The sequence below is a fragment of the Streptomyces sp. NPDC030862 genome (genome assembly GCF_055571835.1).
In genome coordinates this window covers 184,269-207,372 of the sequence record NZ_JBVIEN010000006.1, presented here as the reverse complement: position 1 = coordinate 207,372, position 23,104 = coordinate 184,269, and the positions used below count along the sequence as shown (strand labels likewise).

Genomic DNA, 23,104 nt, shown 5'->3' with positions numbered 1-23,104 from the left:
CCGGCCGCTTCGTGCGCGCCCCCGTCCAGGCCCCCGGTCCACCCCGACATCGCCTTCGTCCTCAACCCACCCCTCCTCTCCTCCCTGGGAGCGCTCCCATATGACTGCGTCCGACGCTCGCCCTCTCACCGCGACCCGCCAGTTCCCGCCCGGCTTCCTCTGGGGCGCCGCCACCGCCGCGTACCAGATCGAAGGTGCGGCCAGCGAGGGCGGCCGCACGCCCTCCATCTGGGACACCTTCTCCCGCACGCCGGGCAAGGTGTTCCAGGGCCACACCGGCGACGTGGCGACCGACCACTACCACCGCTTCCGCGACGACGTACGGCTCATGGCGGACCTCGGCCTGAGCGCGTACCGCTTCTCGGTCTCCTGGTCGCGCGTACAGCCCACCGGCCGCGGCCCCGCCATCCAGAAGGGCCTCGACTTCTACCGCGAGCTCGTCGACGAGCTGCTCGCGCACGGCATCTCCCCGACCCTGACGCTCTACCACTGGGACCTGCCCCAGGAGCTGGAGGACGCGGGCGGCTGGCCGCACCGGGCCACCGCCGAGCGGTTCGGTGAGTACGCCGCCCTCGTCGCCGACGCGCTCGGCGACCGCGTCGGCCGCTGGATCACCCTCAACGAGCCGTGGTGCACCGCCTTCCTCGGGTACGGCTCCGGCGTCCACGCCCCGGGCCGCACCGACCCCGTCGCCGCGCTGCGCGCCGCGCACCACCTCAACCTCGGGCACGGCCTCGCGGTCCAGGCGCTGCGGGCCGCCCTGCCGGCCGACGCCGAGGTGTCGGCCTCGCTCAACCTGCACGAGGTGCGGCCGCTGACCCCGGCGGCCGAGGACATCGACGCGGTACGCCGCATCGACGCGGTGGGCAACCGCGTATGGCTCGGGCCCATGCTGGACGGGGGGTATCCGGAGGACCTGCTGGCGGACACGGCGACGCTCACCGACTGGTCGTTCGTCCGGCCGGGCGACCTCACCGCCATCCACCAGCGCCTCGACTTCCTGGGCGTCAACTACTACACCCCCGCCGTGGTGGCGAAGATCCGCGACGGGGAGGACGCCCCGCGCAACGACGGGCACGGCGCCAGCGCCTACTCGCCGTGGCCGGGCGCGGAGGACGTCGCGTTCCACCAGCCGCCCGGCGCGCGGACGGCGATGGGCTGGGCCGTCGACCCGACGGGTATGTACGACCTGCTGATGCGCCTGGCCGGCGAGCACCCGGGCCTGCCCCTGCTCATCACCGAGAACGGCGCGGCGTACGAGGACGAGGTCGCCGTCGACGGCTCGGTCCACGACCCCGACCGCATCGCCTACGTCCACGGGCACCTGGAAGCGGTGCACCGCGCGATCGCCGACGGCGCGGACGTACGCGGCTACTTCCTGTGGTCCCTGATGGACAACTTCGAGTGGTCGTACGGCTATGCCAAGCGGTTCGGCGCGGTGCACGTGGACTACGAGACGCAGGCGCGGACGCCGAAGTCGAGCGCGCACTGGTACGCGAAGGTCGCACGGTCCGGCGAACTGCCCACGGTGGACGCGCCCTGACGCTTCGACACCCGGGGCCGGGCCCGCGACTTATTTCTGTAGCGGTCACTAGAAAAGGTGCTACGGTTACACCAGAATTCCTAGCGACCGCTACAGAAATGAGGGGCCACCCATGTCATCCACATCCACCGCGTCACCCGTGTCGGTCGTGTCGGTCGCGTCACCCGTGTCGGTCGCGTCGGCCGTGTCACCCGCGCCCGCCTTCGCCCGCACCGTCCGCGGTACCTCCGGCCCCGGCCTCCTCCTCGCCCACGGCGCCGGTGGCGGCATCGAGGCCAACTACGGCCCGATCCTCGACGTCCTGGCGCAGGGGCGCCGCGCCGTGGGCGTCGACTTCCCGGGCACGGGCGGCACGCCCCGCGCCGAGGGCCCCCTCGAAGTGGACGACCTCGCCGACGCCCTGGTCGCCGCGGCCGACGCGGAGGGCCTGGACCGGTTCGCCGTCTCCGGGTACTCGCTGGGTGCTTCGGTGGCCGTGCGCGTCGCCGCCCGGTACCCCGAGCGGGTCACGGCCCTGGTCCTGACCTCCGCATTCGCCCGGCCCGACCACCACACGCGGCTGGCCGCCGAGGTGTGGCGCGAGCTGTTCGTCAGCGGGCAGCGGGAGCTGATGGGCCGCTTCCTCGTACCGCTCGCGCTCAGCCCGGAACTGTTGGAGGCGCTGCCGCCCGAGCAGTTGGAGGCCGCGATCCGTTCCACGGGCGAGACCGCGCCGCCCGGGACGGGCGACCACGCCGACCTGGTGGCGCGCACCGACGTGCGCGCGGACCTGGCGGGCATAGCCGTACCGACGCTGGTGATCTCCACGACCGCGGACAGGCTCATACCGCCCGCCCTGCACCGCGCCGTCGCCGCCGGCATCCCCGGCGCCCGCCTGGAGGAGCTGGCCACCGGGCACCTGCCGTTCGCCGAGGCGCCGGAGCAGTGGGGCAAGCTCATCACGTCGTTCCTCGACGAGCTGGAGGGGTGAGGAGGGGCCCGCTCCGGCCGGGTGGGAGCCGACTAACGCGGGGCACGCCCAGCGCTCGTGCGGCGGCGGCGTACGACGCGGTGCCCGCGCCGCGCCGGGGCGTCGGCACGCCCGTCGCCCAGTCCGATCCAGATCCGGACTTCCGTGCCGCCCAGCACCGAGTGCCCGATCCGCACGTCGCCGCCGGTCGACTCGGCGACCCGGCGCACGATGTCGAGCCCGAGCCCCGTCGAGCCGTCCCGGCCGCCGCTGTTGCCGCGCGCCAGCGCCGCCTCCGGATCGGCGATGCCGGGTCCGGCGTCCGAGACGAGGATGATCACGGCGTCGTCGCCGTTGTGGAGGTCCACCGAGAAGGCGGTGCCCTCCGGGGTGTGGCGGAAGACGTTGCCGAGCAGCGCGTCGAGCGCGGCGACGAGTTCGGGGCGGGCCACCGGGATGCGTACGGGCCGGTCGACACCCGCCACCCGCACCTTGCGCCCCTCGTCCTCCGCGAGCGCGGACCAGAAGTCCATCCGCTCCCGTACGACCTCCGAGGCGTCGCAGCCGGCACCCGGACCGGTGGGCTGCGTCTGGGGCTTTGCCTCCCTGGCCGTACGGATGATGACGTCGACCTCCCGCTCCAGCTGCTCGACGGCCGCGCGCGTCTGGTCGGCGGCGGGCCCGTCGCCCAGGGAGGCGGCGTTGAGCCGCAGCACCGTCAGCGGGGTGCGCAACCGGTGGGAGAGGTCGGCGGCGAGCTCGCGCTCGTTGGCGAGGAGCTGGACGACCTGGTCGGCCATCGAGTTGAAGGCGACCGCGGCGGACTTCAGCTCCGTGGGCCCGTCTTCGGGGACGCGGGCGCCCAGCTTGCCCTCGCCGAGCTCGTGCGCGGCCCGCGCGAGGCGCTGGGCGGGCTGCACCATGCGCACACCGAGCCGGTCGGCGACCGCGACGGACCCGACGACCAGCGCGGCCCCGACCCCGGCGAGGACCAGCCACGCGGTGGCGATGCCGTTGGTGACCTCCCCCTCGGGCACGTACACCTCGACGATCGCGATCCGGCCGGTGCTGATGGCGGTCGGCTGGAGCAGCGCGAAGCCGCCGGACACCTCGGTCGTCGAGGCGCGCGGCACCCGCTGCACGGTGGCGAGGTCCTTCGCGGCGGCCCGCCCCGTACCGATGGTCACGGCCTCGCCGCCGTCCCCCGGGCCGGGGATGTGGACGGCCATGCGCCCGGCGGCCCCGGCCTGTGTGGAGGCGACGGCGCGTTCCAGCTGGTCGCGGTCGGTGGTGATGGAGAGGGTGGGGCCGATGGCGGCGGCCTGCCGCTCGGCGTTGGTGAAGGCCCGGTCCCGTGCCATCTCCTTGATGACGAGGCCCAGGGGCACGGCGAAGGCCACCACGACCATCACCGTCACCGCCAGCGCCACCTTGACGAGCGCCCACCTCACAGCGGCGGCTCCAGCTTCACGCCCACACCCCGCAGCGTGTGCAGGTACCGCGGCCGGGCCGCCGTCTCGCCCAGCTTTCTGCGGAGCCATGACAGGTGGACGTCGATGGTCTGGTCGTCGCCGTACGACTGCTGCCACACCTCGGCGAGCAGTTCCTTGCGCGGGACGACCACGCCCGGCCGACCGGCCAGGAAAGTCAGCAGGTCGAACTCCCGCCGCGTCAGGTCCAGGGGCACCCCGTCGAGTTCGGCCTGCCGCCGCAGCGGGTCGATGGACAGCCCGCCCACCTGGATCAGGCGCGGCGGCGGTACGTCCCCGGCCGCGGCGCGCGAGCGGCGCAGCACGGCGGCCATCCGCGCGGAGAGGTGCTCCACCGAGAAGGGCTTGGTGAGGTAGTCGTCGGCGCCGTCGTTCAGGAGCCGTACGATCTCGGCCTCGTCGTCCCGCGCGGTCGCGATGATCACCGGTACGTCGGTGATGCCGCGCAGCATCTTCAGGGCCTCCGACCCGTCCAGATCGGGCAGTCCGAGGTCCAGGATGACCACGTCGAAGCGGTGATGGGCCACTTCGCGCAGCGCCTCCAGGGCCGTGCCGACGCTCCGCACGGTGTGGCCGGCCTCGGACAGGTGCCGGATGAGGGCGGAGCGCACGAACTGGTCGTCCTCGACCACGAGCACACTTGCCATGGCCCGCACCGTACGCCATCCCTCCTCCGTTCGGCGGAACGAGGGGGACCGGTACGGACGCCGTGGACGGGTAGTGCACTATGGCCCGGATGCGTAGAGGACTCGTACATGCCATGGCGTGGTCGCTCGCCACCGGCGCGGCGGTCACTCTGTCGTGGTGGGGTGTGCACACGGTGATGGCCGGGACGGCGTACGACCCGCCGCGCGCCCTGCCGATCACGGCCGACCGCCCCACGGCACCCGCGGGCGGCGCCGAGCCGCAGTCGTCGTCGACGCGGCGCCCGGGCCCGGATCCGGAGGAGGAGCCGGCCTCGTCCGCTCCCCCGCGCGCCGGCGGGACGCCCGGGTCGAAGCGGCCGGAGTCGCCGTCGCGCGCGCCGTCCGCGCCCGCGTCGCCGTCCCGTACGCCGGAGACGAAACCGTCGGCGAGCGGCCGGCCCACCGGCAGTGTGAAGAGTTACTCGGTCGACGGCGGCCGGGTGGCCTTCGACATGGGGCCCTCCTCCGCCGAGCTGGTCTCGGCGACCCCGGCCTCCGGCTGGCAGATGCAGGTGTGGAAGCAGCCGACGTGGATCCGGGTGACGTTCACGAAGGACGGCCGGGAGATCTCGGTGTTCTGCGTCTGGCACGACACCGCGCCACGCGTCGAGATCGACGAGCGCTAGCGGCTAGCGTTCGGGGTCCCCCTCGTCGACCCGGTACGACTTGATCCACGTCTCGCCGCAGCGGCAGTGGTAGTGCTCGATGAGCTCGCCGGCGTCGGAGACGCCCATGCCTTGGCGGATACGAACATGGACATGCGTACCCATGGGGTTCTCTCTCCTTGAATGGGACAATTGCCCGATTCTGACCTCCGGCCGCGCGCGGGGCAACAGCCCGCCCACCATGCGGACGGATGTAGTCCTCTTACTCGAACGCGTCTGCGGGCGGTGCGGGCGACGGCTTGGCGGCGGCGTCGGTGACGGCCGACGCCCCGCCCGTGAAGTCGGCCAGCGCCCGCCCGTGCTCGACGCGCCCCGGGTGCGGGTCCGTGGCCACCCGGCGGGTCAGCTCGGCGACCGGCAGCGGGGTGTCCGAGGCGAGGAGGACGGCGTTGCCGAAGCGACGCCCGCGCAGTACGGCGGGGTCGGCGGCGAGCGCGAGCTCCGGGAAGAGCGTGGCGGCGGTGGCGATCTGACCCCGCAGGTGGGCCAGCGGCGGCCCGTCGGCGAGGTTGGCGGCGTAGTGCCCGCCGGGCTTCAGCACGCGCCGCACCTCGGCGAGGAACTCCGCACTGGTGAGGTGCGCGGGCGTGCGCGCCCCGCTGAAGACGTCCGCGATGACGAGGTCGGCCCAGCCGTCGGGGATCTTGCCGAGCCCGGCGCGGGCGTCGGCGCCCCGGACGCGTATCCGGGCTCCCGGGTCGAGCGGCAGCTCACGGCGGACCAGCGCCACGAGCGGTGCGTCGAGCTCGACGATCTGCTGGGTGGAGCGGGGCCGGGTGGCGGCGACGTAGCGGGCGAGGGTGAAGGCGCCGCCGCCGAGGTGGATGACGGTGAGGGGGCGGCCGGGCGGCGCGACGAGGTCGGCGATGTGACCGAGGCGGCGCTGGTAGGCGAAGCTCAGGTGGGCGGGGTCGTCGAGGTCGACGTGCGACTGCGGGGTGCGGTCGATGAGCAGGGTCCAGGCGCGGGAGCGCTCGGGGTCGGGTACGAGCTCGGCGAGGCCGCCGTCCACGGCCTCGGCGACGGTCGCCGGGGCCTGCCGCCCGCGCTGCTTGTGCTGTGCTGCTTTCCTCGCCACCAGCCCATTATCGACGCACTGGCGTGCGAGCCGAGGGCCGCGGGAGCCTACTGGCAGTTGTCGGCGGCCTCGATGAGGCGGGCGGCCTCGCCGAGCGCCCGGCGCAGCACGGCCGGGTCGGTGACCGCGTCGGGGCCGGTGGGCGGCAGCAGCCAGCCGGCCCCGGCGACCGGCGGCTCGCCCGGTTCCAGGTCGGGGATCCGCAGGCCCCGCCCCGCCGTCTGCGTACAGGCGCTGCCCGGCATGTCCCAGTCGGCGGCGGTGCCGGGGGGTACCAGGAAGCCGAGGGTGTCGCGGTGGTCGTCGTGCAGGACGGGGCCGACGGCGGGGGCGCCGCCGCGGCGGAGGATGTCGACCGCCTCCAGGCCCTGACGGGTCGGCACGGTCACCAGATCGCAGGGTTCGCCGGCCGCCTCCGGAGGCGGGGCGCCCACGTCCTGCGTCGGCCGGTGCTGGGCGGTGGTGTGCGGTTCCGCGTGCTGGGACTGGGACTGGTAGTGCGACTGCTGCTGCGACGCCATGCCGACCTCCAACAAGGGATCCCTCCTCGCTCGAGTCCCCGTGTGGAGACACGTTCCGTCTCTCCGGAGGGTTCAACGCCGACACGCGTCAACAGCTACGGCGGCACGCCGCCGCAAAGGATGGCAGTTCATGGCGGATCGTGGGCGAGATATCCCGTTTGTTGCCAAACGCAGCGTGCGCACCCCGTCACAGCAGGTACGTTCTTCCTCCGCCGGACCAACGGCAGCACGCAGGAGAGGGCTCGGCCATGGCGTCGTCACGGGCAGTTCCCAATCTCGCCTTCCGCCGGCTGCGCGGCCGGCGCTCCCCGGCCGAGTTCGCGGCCGCGGTCCGCCGGTCCGCCCGGGAGATCGGCGAACAGGTCGCATGTGACGCCCGCTACATCGGGCGCGTGGAGTCGGGCGAGATCCGCTGCCCCAACTACGCGTACGAGCGGGTGTTCCTGCACATGTTCCCCGGCCTCACCCTGGCCGATCTGGGGTTCGCGGCACGTGAGCAGGTGCGCGGCCGGGCGGCCCGCGCCCCCGCCGGCCCCCCACCGGCGGCACAGATCACCCTCCGGAACGATGAGGAGAGCGACGTGCTGCGTCGCGCATTCATGACGAGCGGTACCGCCACGGTGGCGGCCGCCTCGCTCGGCCTCGGCGGCCTGGCCGGTGCCGGCCTCGGCACCATCCCCGCGCCGCGCGCGGGCCGCACGTTCGGGGAGACGGAGGTGGAGGCCGTCGAGGAGGCGGTACGGCGCATCCGCCTGCTCGACGACCGGTACGGCGCGGACGGGCTGTACCGCAGAGCCGCCGAGCCGCTCCGCATGGCGTACGCGCTCCTCGACTCGGGGAAACCGGCCCGCCAGTCGACCGCCGACCGGATGCAGGCGGGCACCGGCGAGCTGGCCCTCTCCGTGGGCTGGCTCGCCCATGACTCGGGCCGCCTGGAGGACGCCCGCTCCCACTACGCGGAGGCACTGGCCACCGCCCGCGTGGCGGGCGACCAGGCACTGGAGGCGCACGCCTTCTCCAACACCTCGTTCCTCGCCCGGGACGAGGGCCGCTTCCGCGAGGCGGTCCGCGCCGCCCAGGCGGGCCAGCACGCGGCCCGGCAGCTGTCCTCCGCGCGCCTGCTCGCCCTGCTGACGCTGCGCGAGGCGTGCGCCTGGGCGGGCCTCGGCGACCGCGCGGCGTGCGAACAGGCCCTGGGCCGGGCGCACGCGCTCTTCGGGCGGGGCCCGTGCGACGCGGACCCGGAGTGGATGTCCTTCTTCGGCGAGCCCGAGCTGGAGGCGCTGGAGGCCCAGTGCTGGTCGGCGCTCGGCGACTGGCCCCGCGCGGTCCGCCACGCCCGCCGTGCGACGGCCCTCCAGAACCCGCACTTCACCCGGAACCTCGCGCTCTACCGCGCCCAGCTCGCCACGGACCTCGCACGCTCCGGTGCCCTGGAGGAGTCGGCCGCGGCGGGCGAGCGAGTGCTGGACCTGCTGGGCGAGGTCCAGTCGTCCCGCATCCGCGCGATGCTCGTCGACACCGTCCGGATCCTCTCCCCGCAGCGCTCGACGCCGGCGGTGGCGGCCTTCCTGGACCGGCGGGCGGCCTTGGACCGGGTCTGACGCCCCGCCGCACGGGAGCCGGAGCCGGCGTCAGGCCTCCAGGTGGCCCGTGTCGTTCCAGCGCTCGATCGCCGGGGCGCCGTACGCCCAGCCCAGGGCCGAGATGCTCGTCGGGTCGAGGCGGATGCGGGCCGCGAAGGAGACGTCCTCGCCGAGCCAGCGGGCGCCGATGGAACGCAGGATGTGGCCGTGGGCGAAGACCAGCACGTCGCGGTCGGCCGAGCGGGCCCACTCCACGACCTCGTCCGCGCGGGCCGAGAGCTGGGCGAGGGACTCACCCTCCGGGACGCCGTCGCGCCAGATGAACCAGTCCGGACGGAGGGCCTTGATCTCGGCGGGGGTCATGCCCTCGTAGGCGCCGTAGTCCCACTCCATCAGCGCGTCCCAGCGCTCGGCGCGGTCGCCGAAGCCGGCCAGTTCGCAGGTCTCCCGCGCGCGTGCCAGCGGGCTCGTACGGATCTCGACGCCCTCCAGGCCGCCCCACGGGCCGCGGTGCAGCCGTTCGCCCAGCAGCTTCGCGCCCCGGCGGCCCTCCTCGAGGAGGGGTATGTCGGTCCTGCCGGTGTGCTTGCCGAGCAGCGACCACTCGGTCTGGCCGTGCCGGGCGAGCAGGATGCGCGGTGCCATGAGGGCTCTCCCTGAGGTTCACAGAAGGTGCCCCTCCATCATCCCGTACGGGAACGGGGGCCCACGCCGGAGCAACCCCGGCCGCGATCTCCACGTCCATGACAGGAGGGAGCCATGGAGGGGGAACCATTCGGATGCCGCACACCATCGCGAGTCGTCGTCCCCGGTGGTGGACCGAGCTGCTGCTGATCGTGGTGGTGTACGCCGCGTACTCCGGCGGGCGGCTGCTCGCGCGCGGGGATGTGGCCGACGCCGTGGACCACGGGCTCGCGATACTCCGGCTGGAACAGGCGCTGCACCTCAACGCCGAACATCCGCTGAACCGTCTCTTCACCGCGACGCCCGCGCTCGGCATACCCGCCGATTTCGCGTACGCCACCCTGCACTACCTGGTGACCCCCGCCCTCCTGGTCTGGCTCTTCCGGCGCCGGCCCCTCCACTACCGGGCGGCACGCACCTGGCTGATGGTCTCCACACTGCTCGGGCTCGTCGGCTTCACCCTTCTGCCGACCTGCCCGCCCCGGCTGCTGGCCGCCGGGCACGGCTTCGTCGACACCATGGCGCAGTACAGCGCCTACGGCTGGTGGGGCGGCGAGGCGAGCGCCCCGCGCGGGCTCGGCGGCATGACCAACCAGTACGCGGCGATGCCCAGTCTGCACGTGGGGTGGGCGCTGTGGTGCGGGGTGATGCTGTGGCGGTACGGGCGTACACCGCTGCTGAAGGCGCTGGGGGTGGCGTACCCCCTGCTGACCGTGGTGGTCGTGATGGGGACGGCCAACCACTACTTCCTCGACGCGGTCGCGGGATGCGCGGTGATGGGCGTCGGGCTGGTGCTGGCGGGGCCGGTGGCGCGCGGGGTCGACCGCGTACGGGACCGGGTACGGGAACGTTTCGGCGGGGGTTCCGGCGGGGGTTCCGTTCCGGGAACCTCACCGATTGTCAGTGGCGGATGCGAGACTTCCGCGGGTGAGCGAATTCCTGGGCAGCGGGCCCGATCGGCGTCCGCAGACGACACTCCGGCACCGGCTCGCTGAGCTGCGCGGCCCCGCCGCCGCTCCGCATCCGCTGGACGCCCGCGCGCTGGCCGCGCTGGCGGCCAATCCGGGCTGCCGGCGCCGCGCGCTGCTCGACGGAGCGGGGGTCGACAAGGCCGCGCTGGCGTCCGCCCTCGGCTCGCCGTCGGGCTTCGGGCAGTCGCAGTTCGCCTTCATGCGCGGCAACGCCTTCGAGGCCAAGGTCAAGGCCGACGGCGGCCTGGAGCTGCTGCGGCTGCTCGGCGTGGAGAGCCGGGGCGACGTGCGGGTGCCGGACCTCACGGCGGCCGGGCCCGAGGGGCGCGCGGCGCGCACGGCCCTGACGCTGCGTGAGGCGACGGAGGCCGGGGTGTGGTCGCTGCTCGACCATCCGATGCTCGCGCTGGAGGTCGCCGGCTCCCCCGCGTACCTGGAGCCGGACGCCGTCGTCGTACGGCCCGACGGGCGGTGGACGGTCGTCGAGATCAAGTCCTTCCCGATGATCGACGGCTCGGCGGACGCGGCCAAGGTGGGCGCGGCCGCCCGCCAGGCCGCCGTGTACGTGCTGGCGCTGGAGCGGGTCGCGGCGCTGACGGACGGCGCGGAGGTGACGCACTCGGTGCTGCTGGTCTGCCCGAAGGACTTCTCCAACCAGCCGACGGGCTCGCTCGTCGACGTACGCAAGCAGTTGTCCGTGACGCGGCGGCAGCTGGCCCGGCTGACGCGCGTGGAGGACATCGCGGCCGCCCTCCCGGAGGGCGTGACCTTCGATGTGGAGGCGTGCTCGGCGGAGCAGCTGGCGGCGGCGGTGGACGCGGTGCCGCACGCGTACGCGCCGGAGTGCCTGGCGGCCTGCGAGCTGGCGTTCCACTGCCGCGACCGCGCCAGGGAGGCGGGTGCGGTGGAGGCGCTGGGCCGTTCGGTGCGGGGCGAGCTGGGCGGGCTGACGACGGTCGGCGCGGTGCTGGCGGCGGCGCGCGGGGAGGCCGGCGACCCGGACGACCCGGCGGTGGCGGCGCTGCGGCGGGCGGCGGCGCTGCGGGCGGAGGCGGTCGCGCAGGCGCCCGCGCGGATGCCGAAGGAGTACGTCGAATGTGCCTGCTGAGCGTGTCCCTGCTGAGCCCGGGCCTCGCGGAGGGGGTGGGCGCGTGTCGTTGATCTCCACCCTCGCGCGACTGGAGGCCGTCGAGTCCGGGCGGGCGCAGCCGCTCGCCACCGTGCGGCACCGCCATCTCTCGGAGCGGCCGCTCGTCCTCGTACCGCTGACGACCGCCGGTGAGGCCGGTGCTCCGCTCGGGGCGCTGGTCGGGACCGATCCGGAGGAGCCGCGGCTGCTGGTCGTGCCGCAGCCGCGCGACCGGGACCTGCGGTTCGCCTTCCTCGCGGAGCTCGCGGAGGCCGTGATCCCGTACCTCGACGCGTACGCCGACGACGTCGAGCCGGCCGAGCGCAACGAGACGGACCCCGAGACCGGCAAGAAGGTCAAGGTCGAGGTGGAGCTGTGCGCGGACGCGCCGCAGCTGATCGTGCCGAGCCGGGCGGGCGTCGAGTACGTACGGCTGCTGGGGCGGTCCATGCGGTTTAGGCGCACGGCCGAGCAGGATCCGGAGACGCCGTTCCCGGCGCCGCCGCGCGTGCCGCTGCTGGGACGGTGGCTGACGCACTACGGCGAGCGGGCGCGGGTGCCGGGCTCGTCGCTGCTGCTGGCGGCGACGGACCTGCTGAACCGGCACTGGGCGACGGGCCAGTCCTCGCTGGAGGACCAGCACCTGGGGGCGCTGCTCGCCTGGATCGACACTCCTGAGGGTGATGCGGGCGCGGAGGCGGCGCTGCGGGCGGAGCTGGGGCGCGACCGGGACGGGCAGCTGCTGTGCCCGCCGGCCGGTCCCGCGACCGACCCGGCGTTCGACAACCGGCTGCTGGCGCCCGCGATCGAGCGGTACGACCGGGCGCGGCAGGCGCTCGCGGCGGCGGAGGACGGCGAGGCGGCCGACGAGCGGCTCGGCGAGCTGCACCGCGCCGAGCGGGAGGTCCGGCGGCTGATCGTCACCCAGCTGCGGCCCACGTGGGAGGCGGTGTGGCGGGCGGTCGACCTGGCGCGCGAGCTGCCGCCGGGCGCCCGGGTCGCGGACCGCTGGACCCGGGACCGCTGGTCGTTCACCGGCCACCGGGACCGGATCCGGGCCGGTGAGCCGCCGCAGCCGCGCCGCGACGACGCGGTCACGGCCGCGCAGAAGCTCGCCGCGCGCGAGAGCGCCCAGGCGCAGCTGGAGGCGCAGGAGGCGCTGGACGATCCGCTGGTGATGGCGGGGCGGCGGCTGGCCGGTGAGGCGTTCGTGGCCGAGGTGCTGGACGTGACCATGACGTGGACGGAGTCGAAGCGCCCTGCGCCGCGCCCGCTGCTGACGGTGCGCACGGACGACCGGCCGCACCTGGGCGAGAAGGTGAAGGTGTACCGGTCGCTGGACGGCAAGCCGCAGACGGCCGAGTTCGTGCGGTTCGAGGACGGGGAGGCCGGGGCGCTGGTGCTGCGGGTGCTGGACCGCATGGGGCGGGGCAAGGAGCCGGCGGAGGGGTCCGTACCGGAGAAGGGGGACCGTCTGGTGTGGACGCTGTTCGAGCACGACCAGCGGGTCGGGCCGAAGCTGCCGGACCCGGAGGAGACGCCGTGGACCCATGGCGGTCCCCCGCGTTCCGACGCGGGGGAAACGCCCGACGCCGTGACGCCGGAGGACCTGCTGTGACCGCCGTCGTGCCCTTCGATCCCGCCGCGGAGGCCGCCCGCGCGACCCGGGAGATCCTCGACGACACGCTGCACGGGGACGCCCGGGGCGTCGTCGTGGACTCGCCGCCGGGCGCCGGGAAGTCGACGCTCGTCGTGCGGGCGGCGCTGGAGCTGGCGGCGGCCGGGCGCCCGCTGATGGTGGTCGCGCAGACCAACGCCCAGGTCGACGACCTGGTGCTGCGGCTCGCCGAGAAGGAGCCGGACCTGCCGGTGGGGCGGCTGCACTCGAACGACTCCGACCCGTACGACAAGGCGCTGGACACGCTCGACAACGTACGGAAGTCGGCGAAGGCGGCGGACCTGGCCGGGCTCGACGTGGTGATCTCGACGGCCGCGAAGTGGGCGCACGTGAAGGGCGTCGAGCCGTGGGGCCACGCCATCGTCGACGAGGCGTACCAGATGCGGTCCGACGCCCTGCTGACGGTGGCCGGCCTCTTCGAGCGGGCGCTGTTCGTCGGGGACCCCGGGCAGCTGGACCCGTTTTCGGTGGTGGGCGCCGAGCAGTGGGCGGGGCTGTCGTACGACCCGTCCGCGAGCGCGGTGTCGACGCTGCTCGCGCACAACCCCGAGCTGCCGCAGCACCGGCTGCCGGTGTCGTGGCGGCTGCCGGCGTCGGCGGCGCCGCTGGTGTCGCAGGCGTTCTACCCGTACACGCCGTTCCGCAGCGGGACCGGGCCGGGTGAGCGGCGGCTGGCCTTCGGTGTCGCGTCGGACGGGTCGGGGCCCGACCGGGTGCTGGACGAGGCGGCCGAGTCCGGGTGGGGCCTGCTGGAGCTGCCGGCCCGGCACACGCCGCGTACGGACCCGGAGGCCGTACGGGCCGTGGCACTGGTGGTGCGCCGGCTGCTGGACCGGGGCGGGGCGGCGGTCTCGGAGCGGGCGGCCGAGCCGGTGCCGCTGGGCCCCGACCGGATCGCCGTCGGCACGGCGCACCGCGACCAGGCGGCGGCGGTGCGGGCGGCGCTGGCGGAGCTGGGGGTGTTCGGGGTGACGGTGGACACGGCGAACCGGCTCCAGGGGCGGGAGTACGACGTGACGGTCGTGCTCCACCCCCTGTCGGGGCGCCCGGACGCGACGGCGTTCCACCTGGAGACGGGCCGCCTGTGCGTGCTGGCGTCGCGGCACCGGCACGCGTGCATCGTGGTGTGCCGGGCGGGCGTCGCGGAGCTGCTGGACGAGCACCCGTCGACGGAGCCGGTGCAGCTGGGCGTGACGGTCAAGTTCCCGGACGGCTGGGAGGCGAACCACGCGGTGCTGTCGCACCTGTCGGAGCACCGGGTGAGGTGGGCGCCGTAGGACGGCCCTGGGGCGGGGTTGCGCGGCGCGGGACAATGGACGGTGGCCGACCGGAGGGCGGGGGCCGGGACCAGGAGGAGATGGCGACATGGCGGAGACCGAGCGGAGCGAGCAGCGGCGGCTGAAACCCGCGCCCCTGCTCTTCGAGCCTGCGGAGGCCGCCGCCGACCCGGAGCACTTCTTCGACCTGGAGTCGATGGACGACCCGCGCGAGCTCCTCGCGCGCTCCACCGAGCTCGCGCTGGCGTTCCGCGCCGCGACCGACCGGGCGGTGGAGTTCCAGGCGATCGCGGCCGCGCAGCTCGCGGACCCGCGCCGGTTCGACCGGCTGACGGCCGCCGACATCGCGGAGCGCGCGGAGTGGACCGAGGACTACGCGAAGCGGATGGTCGAGTTCGGGCGTGACCTGCTGCGGGACAGCGAGCGGGACTGACGGCGGCGCCACGGGGGACGGCTCCACCACGGAGGGACGGCTCCACCGCGGAGGGACGGCTCCACCGCGGAGGGCTGCCCTATCACGGAGGGACGACGGCGCCACGGAGGGCCTCCGGCACCACCGCGAGGATCGGGCGCTGGCCGACGGCATATGCCGGTCGGGCGAACCTTACTCCCGGAGGGACCCGCTTGTCCGGGTTTTCCCCAACCCTCGGAGAGGGGACTGTCACAGGGCGTAAGTGTGGTGGCCATGAACGTATCCCACGCCACCTCGGACGGCGCCGACTGGCTCGCCTCCGCCGCCCCGCACCCGCAGTCCGTCCTCGACCTCTGGGCTGCGCACCCCGCCGCCCCCGCCGTCCTGCCCTGCGGGCGGGTCTTCGACGTCGTGAGCGGCCCGGCGGTCGCCGGGCGCCGCGTCCTGGACCGGCTGTGGGAGGAGGGCCCTGGATCGGGGCCGGTCGCCGTGCACCGGGGGCGGATGCTGCTGTTCACCGCGCCGGGCACGGCCCAGCGGTTACCGTCGCTGCTGCGCTGGGAACAGTGGGGCGGCGACGACATACCGCCGCTGATCTGCCACGGCGTGGGGGACGCCGTGACCGTGCCGCCGCCCGCGCCGCTGGGTGCGACCGAGGGGCCGCGCTGGGTGGTGGCGCCGGACTCCCGGCGGCCGTGGCTGCCGGGGCCGGAGGTGCTGCTGTGGGCGGTGCGCCGTTATCGATTTCTCCTCGCGCCGAACAGGGTGCTAAGGTCTACGACGTCAGCAGGCGCCGCTAGCTCAGTTGGTTAGAGCAGCTGACTCTTAATCAGCGGGTCCGGGGTTCGAGTCCCTGGCGGCGCACAGACGGAAGAAGCCCCTCGCGGAAGCGGGGGGCTTCTTCGTTCGCCCGCGGTCGTTCGCCGTCGCGGTCAACGGGGCGTGATCTCGACCGTCCACGCGCCCGTGGCGGTGCGGTCCGCCACCTCCACCCGCGTGCCCTCCCCCGGCACCGTGAAGGTCTCCCCCACGCCCAGCGGCGCGTCCGCGAGCGGCGCGTACACCGAGCGGCCCCAGCAGGCGCCGGTGCGCGGGTGGGTGTCGACCACCTCGACCGGTCCGGCGCCGGACGCCGCCTCGCCCCGGACGCGGTAGATCAGCACCCCCTCGGTGCAGGTGCCCACGTCGTTGCCGGTCGCGGCGCGCGCCTCGATCGCCAGCACACTGTGCTCGCCGGTCCTGACGACCGCCAGCCGGGTGCCCACCGACACACCCCACTCGGGCGCCGCGGCCAGCGGCTCCAGCGTGAGGAGGGTCGGCTCCCCCGCCGGAACGCAGCGGACCTGGTGCCCGCCGAGCCAGCCCAGCTTCCACTTGTGCCAGCCGAAGAGCTCCGGCGCCATCGCGAACTGGCTGCCCATGACGTCCCAGTCCCCCACATGGGTGTCCCAGTCGCCCTTGCCGTCCATCGGCCGCCGGTAGAGGTCCGGCAGGTCGAAGACGTGACCGGTCTCGTGGGCCAGCACGTTGCGGTCCGGCGGGTGGCGCTCGAAGACCGTGACGACACGCCGGATGTCGGTGCCGTCGGCGCGCAGCGGGACGTCGAGGTTGACGACCTTCGTGGCGTCCGAGTCGACGCCCGGCGCGTCCGGGTCGGCGACCAGGTAGACGATGTCGTACCGCGAGAAGTCGACGTACGGGTCGGCCACGGCGAGCGCGTCGCGCAGGTAGGCCGCGCGCCGCTGCGGCTCCCAGTCACGCCGTATGGCGTACGCGGTGGAGGGCCGCGGCATCGGCAGCCACTCGCGCAGCAGGTGCGGGCGGAGCGTGAACCGGCCGTACGACGCGCGCTGGAAGAAGCGGCTGGTCGCGGGGAAGTGGTCGGCGGCGATCTCGTCGGGGTGGGTCAGCGGCGGCGCGTCCGGGAAGGACAGGAAGAGCATGACCGCGTCCAGGTCGCGTACCGGCCGCGGGTAGGCGGCGTTCCAGGTGTCCAGGCCCAGCGAGTGGTGCGCGCCGGTACGGGGCAGGGCGCACGGGCCCGCCTCGGGCGCGGCGGAGGCGGGGCCGGCCACGAGGCCCGTCGCGGCGAGCGCCAGGAGAGAGAAGATGCCCGCGGCGGTGGACCGCAGGCGTGCGCGGTCCACTCCCTCGGGTGTCTGCTGACTCTCCACGTCGACCTCCGGGTGCGGGATACGGGACGTCTCACCACCCTGAGGCGATTTGGTGCGATACGTCCTGTTCCGCTGCCCCACTTGGGTGAGCGGGCCGATTTCACGCAAAGTCACAACCGGTCAGGGTGGGATCGGTGCACGCCACACCCGCGCCAGACCCGTGCAGAAACGATCGACCGGGGGCGTGCGGGTGGGGCGGCTCACACCTTCCGGGCGCCTCTCACCCAGTGGCGGCGCTGGAACGGCCGCCGCGACAGCCTCTATGATCGGCACACTTTCGATGGCTGACCATTCCGACCACATCTGTGCGTCACAACTGCCCTGCGGGAGCGAGCGGTGAGCGGAACCTCCAGCGGAACGCCCCAAGCACCGGGAGCTGCGGCAGTCTCACCGACCGACACCGCCGACCTTCCGAACACGCAGAGTCACGAATCCGGCGGTCCGGGCCCCGTGCCCGACACCGAACTGCGCGACTACCGCGCCGCGTTCAACGCCGCCCACCTCGCCATGGCCGTCGTCGACCCCGAGGGACTCGTCGTCGCCGCCAACGACGCCCTCGCCGCCCTCCTCGGCACCGACCCCGACTCGCTGAGCGAGCAGCCGGCCTCCGACCTCGTCGACCTCGCCTCCGACAGCCGCACCTGGCACGCCTACCGCGAGGTGCTGCGCGGCCGCCGTTCCCGCTTCCGCTGCACCCGCCGCCTCAAACACCCGGACGGGCGCTCCCTGTGGGCCGAGGTCACCGTCGCGCCCGTACCGCACAGCCGGCGCGTACTGCTGTCCATCGCCGACATCAGCGACCGGCGCGAACTCCAGGCGCGGCTGCGCCACCTCCAGATGCACGACCCGGTGACCCGGCTGCCCAACCGCACCCTCTTCTTCGAACGGCTCGCCTCCGCGCTGGAGAACTCCGCGTACGACGCGTACGACACGTACGACACGTACGACTCCTACGGCGCGCACGACGCGCACGGCGCGTACGACTCCTACGGCGATGGCGGATCAGGGCGGATCGGCCTCGTCTACCTGGACCTGGACGGCTTCAAGGCCGTCAACGACACCCTCGGGCACCGCGTCGGCGACCGGCTGCTGGCGGCCGTGGCCGCCCGGCTCACCGAGTGCGCGGACAGCGACGGCTACACCCGCAGCGGCGGCCACCTCGTCGCCCGGCTCGGCGGCGACGAGTTCGCGATCCTCGTCGAGGACTCGACCGGTACGGAACAGGTCGCCGACCTGGCCCGCTCCGTACTCGCCGCCGTGCAGCGGCCGTTCGACCTGGCCGGGCAGCGGCTGTCGGTCTCGGCGTCGATCGGGGTCGTCGAACGCGCCGCCGCCGGCACCACCGTGACGGGCCTGATGCAGGCCGCCGACACCACGCTGTACTGGGCCAAGGCCGACGGCAAGGCCCGCTGGACGCTGTTCGACCCCGAGCGCAACGCCCACCGCATGACGCGGCAGTCGCTCTCCTCCACCCTCCGCCCGGCCGTCGAACGCGGCGAGTTCGCCCTCGAATACCAGCCGCTCGTCGGCATGTCCGACGGGACGGTACGCGGCGTCGAGGCGCTGGTGCGCTGGAACCACCCGCAGTTCGGCTCGCTGGCGCCGAATCGGTTCATCGGGATCGCCGAAGAGGACGGCTCGATCGTCCAGCTCGGGCGGTGGGTGCTGCGCACCGCGTGCCGCCAGGCCCGGCAGTGGCAGAAGGAGCACCCGCGCGAGAAGCCGCTGTTCGTCAGCGTCAACGTCGCCGTACGCCAGGTGTGGGACTCCGACCTGGTCGCGGACGTCGCCGAGATCCTGGCCGAGACCGGGCTCGCGCCCCACCTCCTCCAGCTGGAGCTCACCGAGTCGGCCGTCATGGGCTCGGCGGGCCGGCCGCTCCAGGCGCTCCAGGCGCTCAGTGACATGGGCGTCCAGATCGCCATCGACGACTTCGGCACCGGCTACTCCAACCTCGCCTACCTCAGCCGCCTCCCGGTCTCCGTCCTCAAGCTGGACGGCTCGTTCGTCCGCGGCTTCCAGGACGAGGAGCACCCCAACCCGGCCGACGAGGTCATCGTCGAGGCCCTGGTCCAGCTCGCGCACCGCCTCGGCCTCACCGTCACCGCCGAGTGCGTCGAGACCTCCGGCCAGGCGGCGCGCCTGCGCCGCATCGGCTGCGACACCGGCCAGGGCTGGCTCTACTCGCGGGCGGTGGCCCCCGACCGCATCCCCGAGCTGATCGGCGCCGGGGCGTGAAACCGCCCCTGCCCGGGGGTGCTCGCCGGGCAGGGGCGGTGGTCGTGGGGGGTGGGTCTCAGGCCGTCAGGCCGTGTGGTGGCGGGTCAGCAGGCGCCCTGGTCCTGCCAGACGCCCCACTCGCCGGTGGTGCCGGGCTCCTCGCCCTTCGTCCACCACTTGGCCTTCCAGGTCCGCCCCTTGTGGGAGACCTGTGCGCCACCGGTGTACTCCGCCGTCGCGGTCCAGGCCGCGGCCGTGCACCTACCCGGCGTCGGCGTCGGGGTCGGGGTCGGCGTGGGAGTCGGCGTGGGGGTGGGGGTGGGGGTCGGGGTCGGGGTGGGGGTCGGGTCCGGGGTCGACGGCGACGAACCGACCGCGGCCACGATGTCGTTCAGCAGCGTGGTCCGCTCGTCCAGCCCGAGCAGCGAGTACATCATCGCGCCCGCCAGGCCCCGGTTGTGGGCGTAGTCCGCGCGGGCCTGGATGGACCGCTTGTCCAGTCCGGTGAAGAACTCGCCGTCCTTGTAGAAGTACGCGGCCTTCGCCTGGTCGTCCCAGAACGTGGTCGCCGCGTTGTCGACGATGCCGCCGAGCTCCTTGTAGTGCGCGATGCCGGCCTGCTGGCTCACCGGCCGGGCGGCCGAGGCGCCGGTCGCGGGCTGCGCGAGGCCGTTCTTCGCCCCGGCCGGGACGCCCTTCCAGCCGCGGTAGTAGAACTCGTATCCCAGCGTCAGCTTGTTCGCGGGGAAGCCGCCCGCGATGCCGTACGCCGGCTTGCCGTCGATCCAGGCGTCGATGGCGTTGTCGATCGAGTACTTCTCGGTGCCGGGCTTGATCGGGTCGGTCGGGTCGTCGGAGCCGGAGTACAGCGGCGACTGATGGTACGTCGGCCCGTCGCCGTCCCAGGCGCCGTGCATGTCGTACGTCATGATGTTCGCGTAGTCGAGGTACGCGCCGATCTTGTCGGTCTCGATGTGCTTGATCTTGTCCTGCCCGGCCGGCAGGGCTGCGGTCAGCAGGTACTTCTTGCCGCCGTGGGCGGCGCCGTACGCGTCCAGCTGCTTACGGAACTCGGCGAGGAGCAGCGTGAAGTTCTGCTTGTCCTCGGGGCCGTAGTGGTTGCCGAGGTGGCCGTCGGGCGAACCGGGGTACTCCCAGTCGATGTCGATGCCGTCGAAGATCCCGGCAGCCGTGCCGGGGCCGCCGTAACCGCCCTCGACCGGCAGGTCGCCGGCGATGTACTGCTTGATGCAGGAGGCCACGAGCTTCTTGCGGCTCGCGTCCGTCTTCGCGGCGTCGTGGAAGTACTTGGAGTAGGTCCAGCCGCCCAGCGAGATGTTGATCTTCAGCTTCGGGTACTTCGCCTTCAGCTCCTTGAACTGGTTGAAGACGCCCACGATCGGCTGGTCCCACTTGTCGGCGACCCCGTCGACGCTGTCGGCGGCCGAGAAGGACCGCTGGTAGTCGGCGTACGAGTCGCCCGCGCCGTCACCGGCGTTGGGGTTGGCGTCATCGCCCGCCGCCTTGTTGGCCTGGAAGCAGGTGAGCTCGGTGGGGTGGATGTTGCCGAAGGAGTAGTTGATGATGTCCAGCTTGCCCGCGATGCCCCGGGTGTCCAGGTGCTTGGGGTAGAAGGCGTTGCCGTAGACGCTCCACTGGTCGTAGTACGCGATCTTCACCCCGCCGGAGGAGGGCGCGGCGGCCGCCGGGGCGGCAGCGGCGGCGGTGCCGGGACCGGCGAGGGCGGCCAGCGCGCCGGCGGTCAGCGCCACGCTGGCAAGCGCGGCGACGAGGGGTTTGCGGTGCTGCACGTGCGGCCTCCGAGGGGGGTGGCGGTACGGGAGTTGGAGCAGTGATAGCCGCCTCGTGAACAGCGCGTCAATGGTCCGAACCAAACGAGGACTAGACCAATTCGGCGGCGAAAGCCCTCGTCAGGCGCGCGCACGCACCGCCCCCCACCGGTGGTGACGAGCGGTTTAAGGCTCCCTTATGGATCTTGTGCACCCGTTCCCGAGCAGGAACCACCCGGCTCCGCGTCTCAGGCGTCCGGCAGCCCGTACGCGTCCGCGATCAGCTCGTAGCTGTGCAGCCGCGCCTCGCTCCCGTGCGCGTTCGCCGTGATCATCAGCTCGTCCGCGCCCGTGCGCTTCTGGAGGTCGTCCAGCCCCGTCCGTACCGCGTCCGGCGTGCCGTGGACGACGTTGGCCAGCCAGCCGTCGACGAACTCGCGCTCCGCCGGGCTGAAGGCGTACGACTCCGCCTCCTCCGGCGTCGGGATCAGGCCCGGCCGGCCGGTGCGCAGGCGGACCATCGACAGCGCGCCCGTGAGCACCTGGCGCCGCGCCTCCCGCTCGCCCTCTGAGGCGAGCGCGGAGACGCCGATGAGCGTGTACGGCGCGTCCAGCACGGCCGAGGGGCGGAAGGAGTCGCGGTACAGGTCGAGCGCCGGGATCGTGTTGCGCGCCGAGAAGTGGTGGGCGAACGCGAACGGCAGCCCCAGCGCCCCCGCGAGCCGGGCGCTGAAGCCGGACGACCCGAGCAGCCACACGGGCGGGCGGCCCGACGGGCCCTGCACCGGCCCCGGTACGGCGTGGATCCTGGCGTACGGATGGCCGTCGGGGAAGTCGTCGTCGAGGAAGCGCACCAGCTCCGCGAGCTGCTGCGGGAAGTCGTCGGCGCCTTCGTTCAGCCTCTCGGTGCGGCGCAGGGCCGCCGCCGTGGCCCCGTCGGTGCCGGGGGCCCGCCCCAGGCCCAGGTCGACGCGGCCCGGGGCCATGGCTTCCAGGGTGCCGAACTGCTCGGCGATGACGAGCGGCGCGTGGTTGGGCAGCATGACGCCGCCCGAGCCGAGGCGGATGCGCTCGGTGTGGGCCGCGAGGTGGGCGAGGATCACGGCCGGCGAGGAGGAGGCGACCCCGGGCATGGAGTGGTGCTCGGCGACCCAGTGGCGGTGGTAACCGCGCCGCTCGGCCAGCCGGGCGAGGGCCACGCTGGTGGCGACGGCCTCGGTGGCGGTGCGCCCGCTGCCTACGGTGACCAGGTCGAGGACGGACAGCGGTACGGGCGCGCTCCCGAGCGCCGTGCCGCGGATGGCGTCCTCGCCCCGTACGGCGCCATCGCCTTGTACGGCCTCATCGCCTCGTACGGCGTCGTCGTTCACGAAGGACCCTCCTGCGTCGATGCGTGCGTAGTGCACCCATCCGCAACATGAGGCACTCTCCGGTTATTCCGCGCGCCCTCCCCGTGGGCTCATTCCGTGAGCGCTTCCGCGCCCTGCCGCGCGAAGAGCCGCCCCAGCTCCTCCGACCAGGCCCCGCGCCGCTCCGCGAGCCGCAGTCCCTCCCACACGGTCACCTGGTTCCCGGTGAGCACCGGCTTGCCGACGGTCGCCTCCAGCTCCGTCAGGTACGCCACCGTGTGCAGCGCCGTATCGGGCAGGAGCACCGCCTCGGCCTCCGGATGGTCGCCGGTCGCCGCGAGCTGGAGCACCTGCTCCCGGCCCCACCGGGCGAGCTCGGCCGCCGTGACGACGGAGCTCGACCGGGCCGCGACCACGTCGAGCCCGGCGTCCCGGAGGAACCGTACGAAGAGCTCCGTGACGTCCGGCGGATACGTGGCCGCCACCGCGACCCGTCGCGCCCCCAGCGCCCCCGCCGCGTGCGCGAACGCGAAGGCCGTGCTGGACGCCGGCAGCCCGGCCGCCGCCGCGAGGGCCCGGATCTGCTCGTGGGCGCCCTCCCAGCCGTACACGAACGACCCGCTCGTACACGCCCAGACCACCGACTCGGCGCCGGAGAGCCGCAGCTCCTCGACCCCGGCCGCGAGGCGCTCGCGGGCGCCCATCTCCTGGAGGACGTCCACGCGGTGTGCGTCCTCGCCGATGTCGGTGCGGACGATGGGCAGGTTGAGGCCGTTGAGGAGCGACTCCATCCGGGGGAAGTCCTCCTCGGCGGCGTGCCCCGGGTAGAGCAGTCCGACCGTCGTCATGTCATGCCCTCCATGTCACGCGCTCCTGTGCGTCGGCGTTCACGTACGCATACC

20 protein-coding genes, 1 tRNA gene and 1 pseudogene are annotated in these 23,104 nt (G+C 73.8%); 12 read left to right on the top strand and 10 right to left on the bottom strand.

The window, feature by feature from the left end:
• Positions 1-100 precede the first annotated feature (100 nt).
• Together ACZ42X_RS18135 and ACZ42X_RS18130 are read left to right on the top strand one after the other, a co-directional pair.
• Positions 101-1,543: a GH1 family beta-glucosidase gene (locus ACZ42X_RS18135; RefSeq protein ID WP_468290608.1), complete on the top strand. Its 1,443-nt coding sequence runs from the start codon at positions 101-103 to the stop codon at positions 1,541-1,543.
• A 112-nt stretch (positions 1,544-1,655) separates the two neighbouring features.
• Positions 1,656-2,513 carry an alpha/beta fold hydrolase gene (locus tag ACZ42X_RS18130; protein ID WP_468290605.1) on the top strand — a complete coding sequence of 286 codons (858 nt, stop codon included), beginning with the start codon at positions 1,656-1,658 and terminating at the stop codon, positions 2,511-2,513.
• 32 nt (positions 2,514-2,545) lie between these two features.
• On the opposite strand, the gene ACZ42X_RS18125 is transcribed toward ACZ42X_RS18130, so the two are convergent.
• Entirely contained in the window at positions 2,546-3,943 is a 1,398-nt protein-coding gene (locus ACZ42X_RS18125) for a sensor histidine kinase (RefSeq protein WP_468290602.1), read from the bottom strand.
• Positions 3,940-4,629 carry a response regulator transcription factor gene (locus ACZ42X_RS18120; protein WP_361422995.1) on the bottom strand — a complete coding sequence of 230 codons (690 nt, stop codon included), beginning with the start codon at positions 4,627-4,629 and terminating at the stop codon, positions 3,940-3,942. Before ACZ42X_RS18120 ends, ACZ42X_RS18125 begins: the two co-directional genes overlap by 4 nt.
• Positions 4,630-4,709: 80 nt before the next feature.
• On the opposite strand from ACZ42X_RS18120, the gene ACZ42X_RS18115 reads away from it, so the two are divergent.
• Positions 4,710-5,294 (top strand): hypothetical protein, encoded by a 585-nt coding sequence (locus tag ACZ42X_RS18115; RefSeq protein WP_468290599.1) that lies wholly within the window; start codon positions 4,710-4,712, stop codon positions 5,292-5,294.
• Between the two features lie 3 nt (positions 5,295-5,297).
• Here ACZ42X_RS18115 and ACZ42X_RS18110 read toward each other — a convergent pair whose 3' ends face one another.
• The 3 genes from ACZ42X_RS18110 to ACZ42X_RS18100 all read right to left on the bottom strand — a co-directional run bounded on the left by ACZ42X_RS18110 (position 5,298) and on the right by ACZ42X_RS18100 (position 6,932).
• The gene (locus ACZ42X_RS18110) at positions 5,298-5,438 is read right to left on the bottom strand and encodes a hypothetical protein (RefSeq protein WP_468290596.1); all 141 of its coding nucleotides are present in this window, start codon (positions 5,436-5,438) and stop codon (positions 5,298-5,300) included.
• A gap of 97 nt (positions 5,439-5,535) precedes the next feature.
• On the bottom strand, positions 5,536-6,411 hold the full coding sequence (locus ACZ42X_RS18105; protein ID WP_468290593.1) for a spermidine synthase: 876 nt from the start codon (positions 6,409-6,411) through the stop codon (positions 5,536-5,538).
• A 47-nt stretch (positions 6,412-6,458) separates the two neighbouring features.
• Positions 6,459-6,932 carry a hypothetical protein gene (locus ACZ42X_RS18100; RefSeq protein ID WP_468290590.1) on the bottom strand — a complete coding sequence of 158 codons (474 nt, stop codon included), beginning with the start codon at positions 6,930-6,932 and terminating at the stop codon, positions 6,459-6,461.
• A gap of 248 nt (positions 6,933-7,180) precedes the next feature.
• Here ACZ42X_RS18100 and ACZ42X_RS18095 point away from each other — a divergent pair, with 248 nt between their 5' ends.
• Positions 7,181-8,536 (top strand): tetratricopeptide repeat protein, encoded by a 1,356-nt coding sequence (locus ACZ42X_RS18095; protein WP_468290588.1) that lies wholly within the window; start codon positions 7,181-7,183, stop codon positions 8,534-8,536.
• 30 nt (positions 8,537-8,566) lie between these two features.
• On the opposite strand, the gene ACZ42X_RS18090 is transcribed toward ACZ42X_RS18095, so the two are convergent.
• A complete protein-coding gene (locus ACZ42X_RS18090) occupies positions 8,567-9,163 on the bottom strand; it encodes a histidine phosphatase family protein (RefSeq protein ID WP_468290585.1) in 597 nt (198 codons plus the stop codon).
• A 134-nt stretch (positions 9,164-9,297) separates the two neighbouring features.
• Here ACZ42X_RS18090 and ACZ42X_RS18085 point away from each other — a divergent pair, with 134 nt between their 5' ends.
• The 7 genes and pseudogenes from ACZ42X_RS18085 (at position 9,298) to ACZ42X_RS18055 (ending at position 15,533) form a co-directional block, all read left to right on the top strand.
• Entirely contained in the window at positions 9,298-10,197 is a 900-nt protein-coding gene (locus tag ACZ42X_RS18085) for a phosphatase PAP2 family protein (protein WP_468290582.1), read from the top strand.
• Positions 10,130-11,281, top strand: coding sequence for a hypothetical protein (locus ACZ42X_RS18080; protein ID WP_468290579.1), 1,152 nt, complete (start codon positions 10,130-10,132; stop codon positions 11,279-11,281). The genes ACZ42X_RS18085 and ACZ42X_RS18080 overlap by 68 nt, the downstream gene beginning before the upstream one ends.
• A 43-nt stretch (positions 11,282-11,324) precedes the next feature.
• On the top strand, positions 11,325-12,920 hold the full coding sequence (locus tag ACZ42X_RS18075) for a hypothetical protein (protein WP_468290577.1): 1,596 nt from the start codon (positions 11,325-11,327) through the stop codon (positions 12,918-12,920).
• Positions 12,917-14,257, top strand: a complete 1,341-nt coding sequence (locus tag ACZ42X_RS18070; RefSeq protein ID WP_468290574.1) for an AAA family ATPase — start codon at positions 12,917-12,919, stop codon at positions 14,255-14,257. Before ACZ42X_RS18075 ends, ACZ42X_RS18070 begins: the two co-directional genes overlap by 4 nt.
• Before the next feature lie 88 nt (positions 14,258-14,345).
• The gene (locus ACZ42X_RS18065; RefSeq protein ID WP_468290571.1) at positions 14,346-14,690 is read left to right on the top strand and encodes a hypothetical protein; all 345 of its coding nucleotides are present in this window, start codon (positions 14,346-14,348) and stop codon (positions 14,688-14,690) included.
• 252 nt (positions 14,691-14,942) lie between these two features.
• A pseudogene (locus ACZ42X_RS18060) lies at positions 14,943-15,469 on the top strand (bifunctional DNA primase/polymerase).
• A tRNA-Lys gene (locus ACZ42X_RS18055) sits at positions 15,460-15,533 on the top strand. Before ACZ42X_RS18060 ends, ACZ42X_RS18055 begins: the two are co-directional and overlap by 10 nt.
• 68 nt (positions 15,534-15,601) lie before the next feature.
• Here ACZ42X_RS18055 and ACZ42X_RS18050 read toward each other — a convergent pair.
• The gene (locus ACZ42X_RS18050) at positions 15,602-16,843 is read right to left on the bottom strand and encodes a M6 family metalloprotease domain-containing protein (RefSeq protein ID WP_468290568.1); all 1,242 of its coding nucleotides are present in this window, start codon (positions 16,841-16,843) and stop codon (positions 15,602-15,604) included.
• Between the two features lie 507 nt (positions 16,844-17,350).
• Here ACZ42X_RS18050 and ACZ42X_RS18045 point away from each other — a divergent pair.
• A complete protein-coding gene (locus tag ACZ42X_RS18045; RefSeq protein WP_468291206.1) occupies positions 17,351-19,081 on the top strand; it encodes a putative bifunctional diguanylate cyclase/phosphodiesterase in 1,731 nt (576 codons plus the stop codon).
• A gap of 86 nt (positions 19,082-19,167) precedes the next feature.
• On the opposite strand, the gene ACZ42X_RS18040 is transcribed toward ACZ42X_RS18045, so the two are convergent.
• The 3 genes from ACZ42X_RS18040 to ACZ42X_RS18030 form a co-directional block, all read right to left on the bottom strand.
• The gene (locus ACZ42X_RS18040; RefSeq protein ID WP_468290566.1) at positions 19,168-20,874 is read right to left on the bottom strand and encodes a glycosyl hydrolase family 18 protein; all 1,707 of its coding nucleotides are present in this window, start codon (positions 20,872-20,874) and stop codon (positions 19,168-19,170) included.
• A gap of 227 nt (positions 20,875-21,101) precedes the next feature.
• Positions 21,102-22,154 (bottom strand): LLM class flavin-dependent oxidoreductase, encoded by a 1,053-nt coding sequence (locus tag ACZ42X_RS18035; RefSeq protein WP_468291203.1) that lies wholly within the window; start codon positions 22,152-22,154, stop codon positions 21,102-21,104.
• Positions 22,155-22,312: 158 nt separating this feature from the next.
• Positions 22,313-23,050, bottom strand: a complete 738-nt coding sequence (locus ACZ42X_RS18030) for a maleate cis-trans isomerase family protein (protein WP_468290563.1) — start codon at positions 23,048-23,050, stop codon at positions 22,313-22,315.
• Positions 23,051-23,104: the final 54 nt, after the last annotated feature.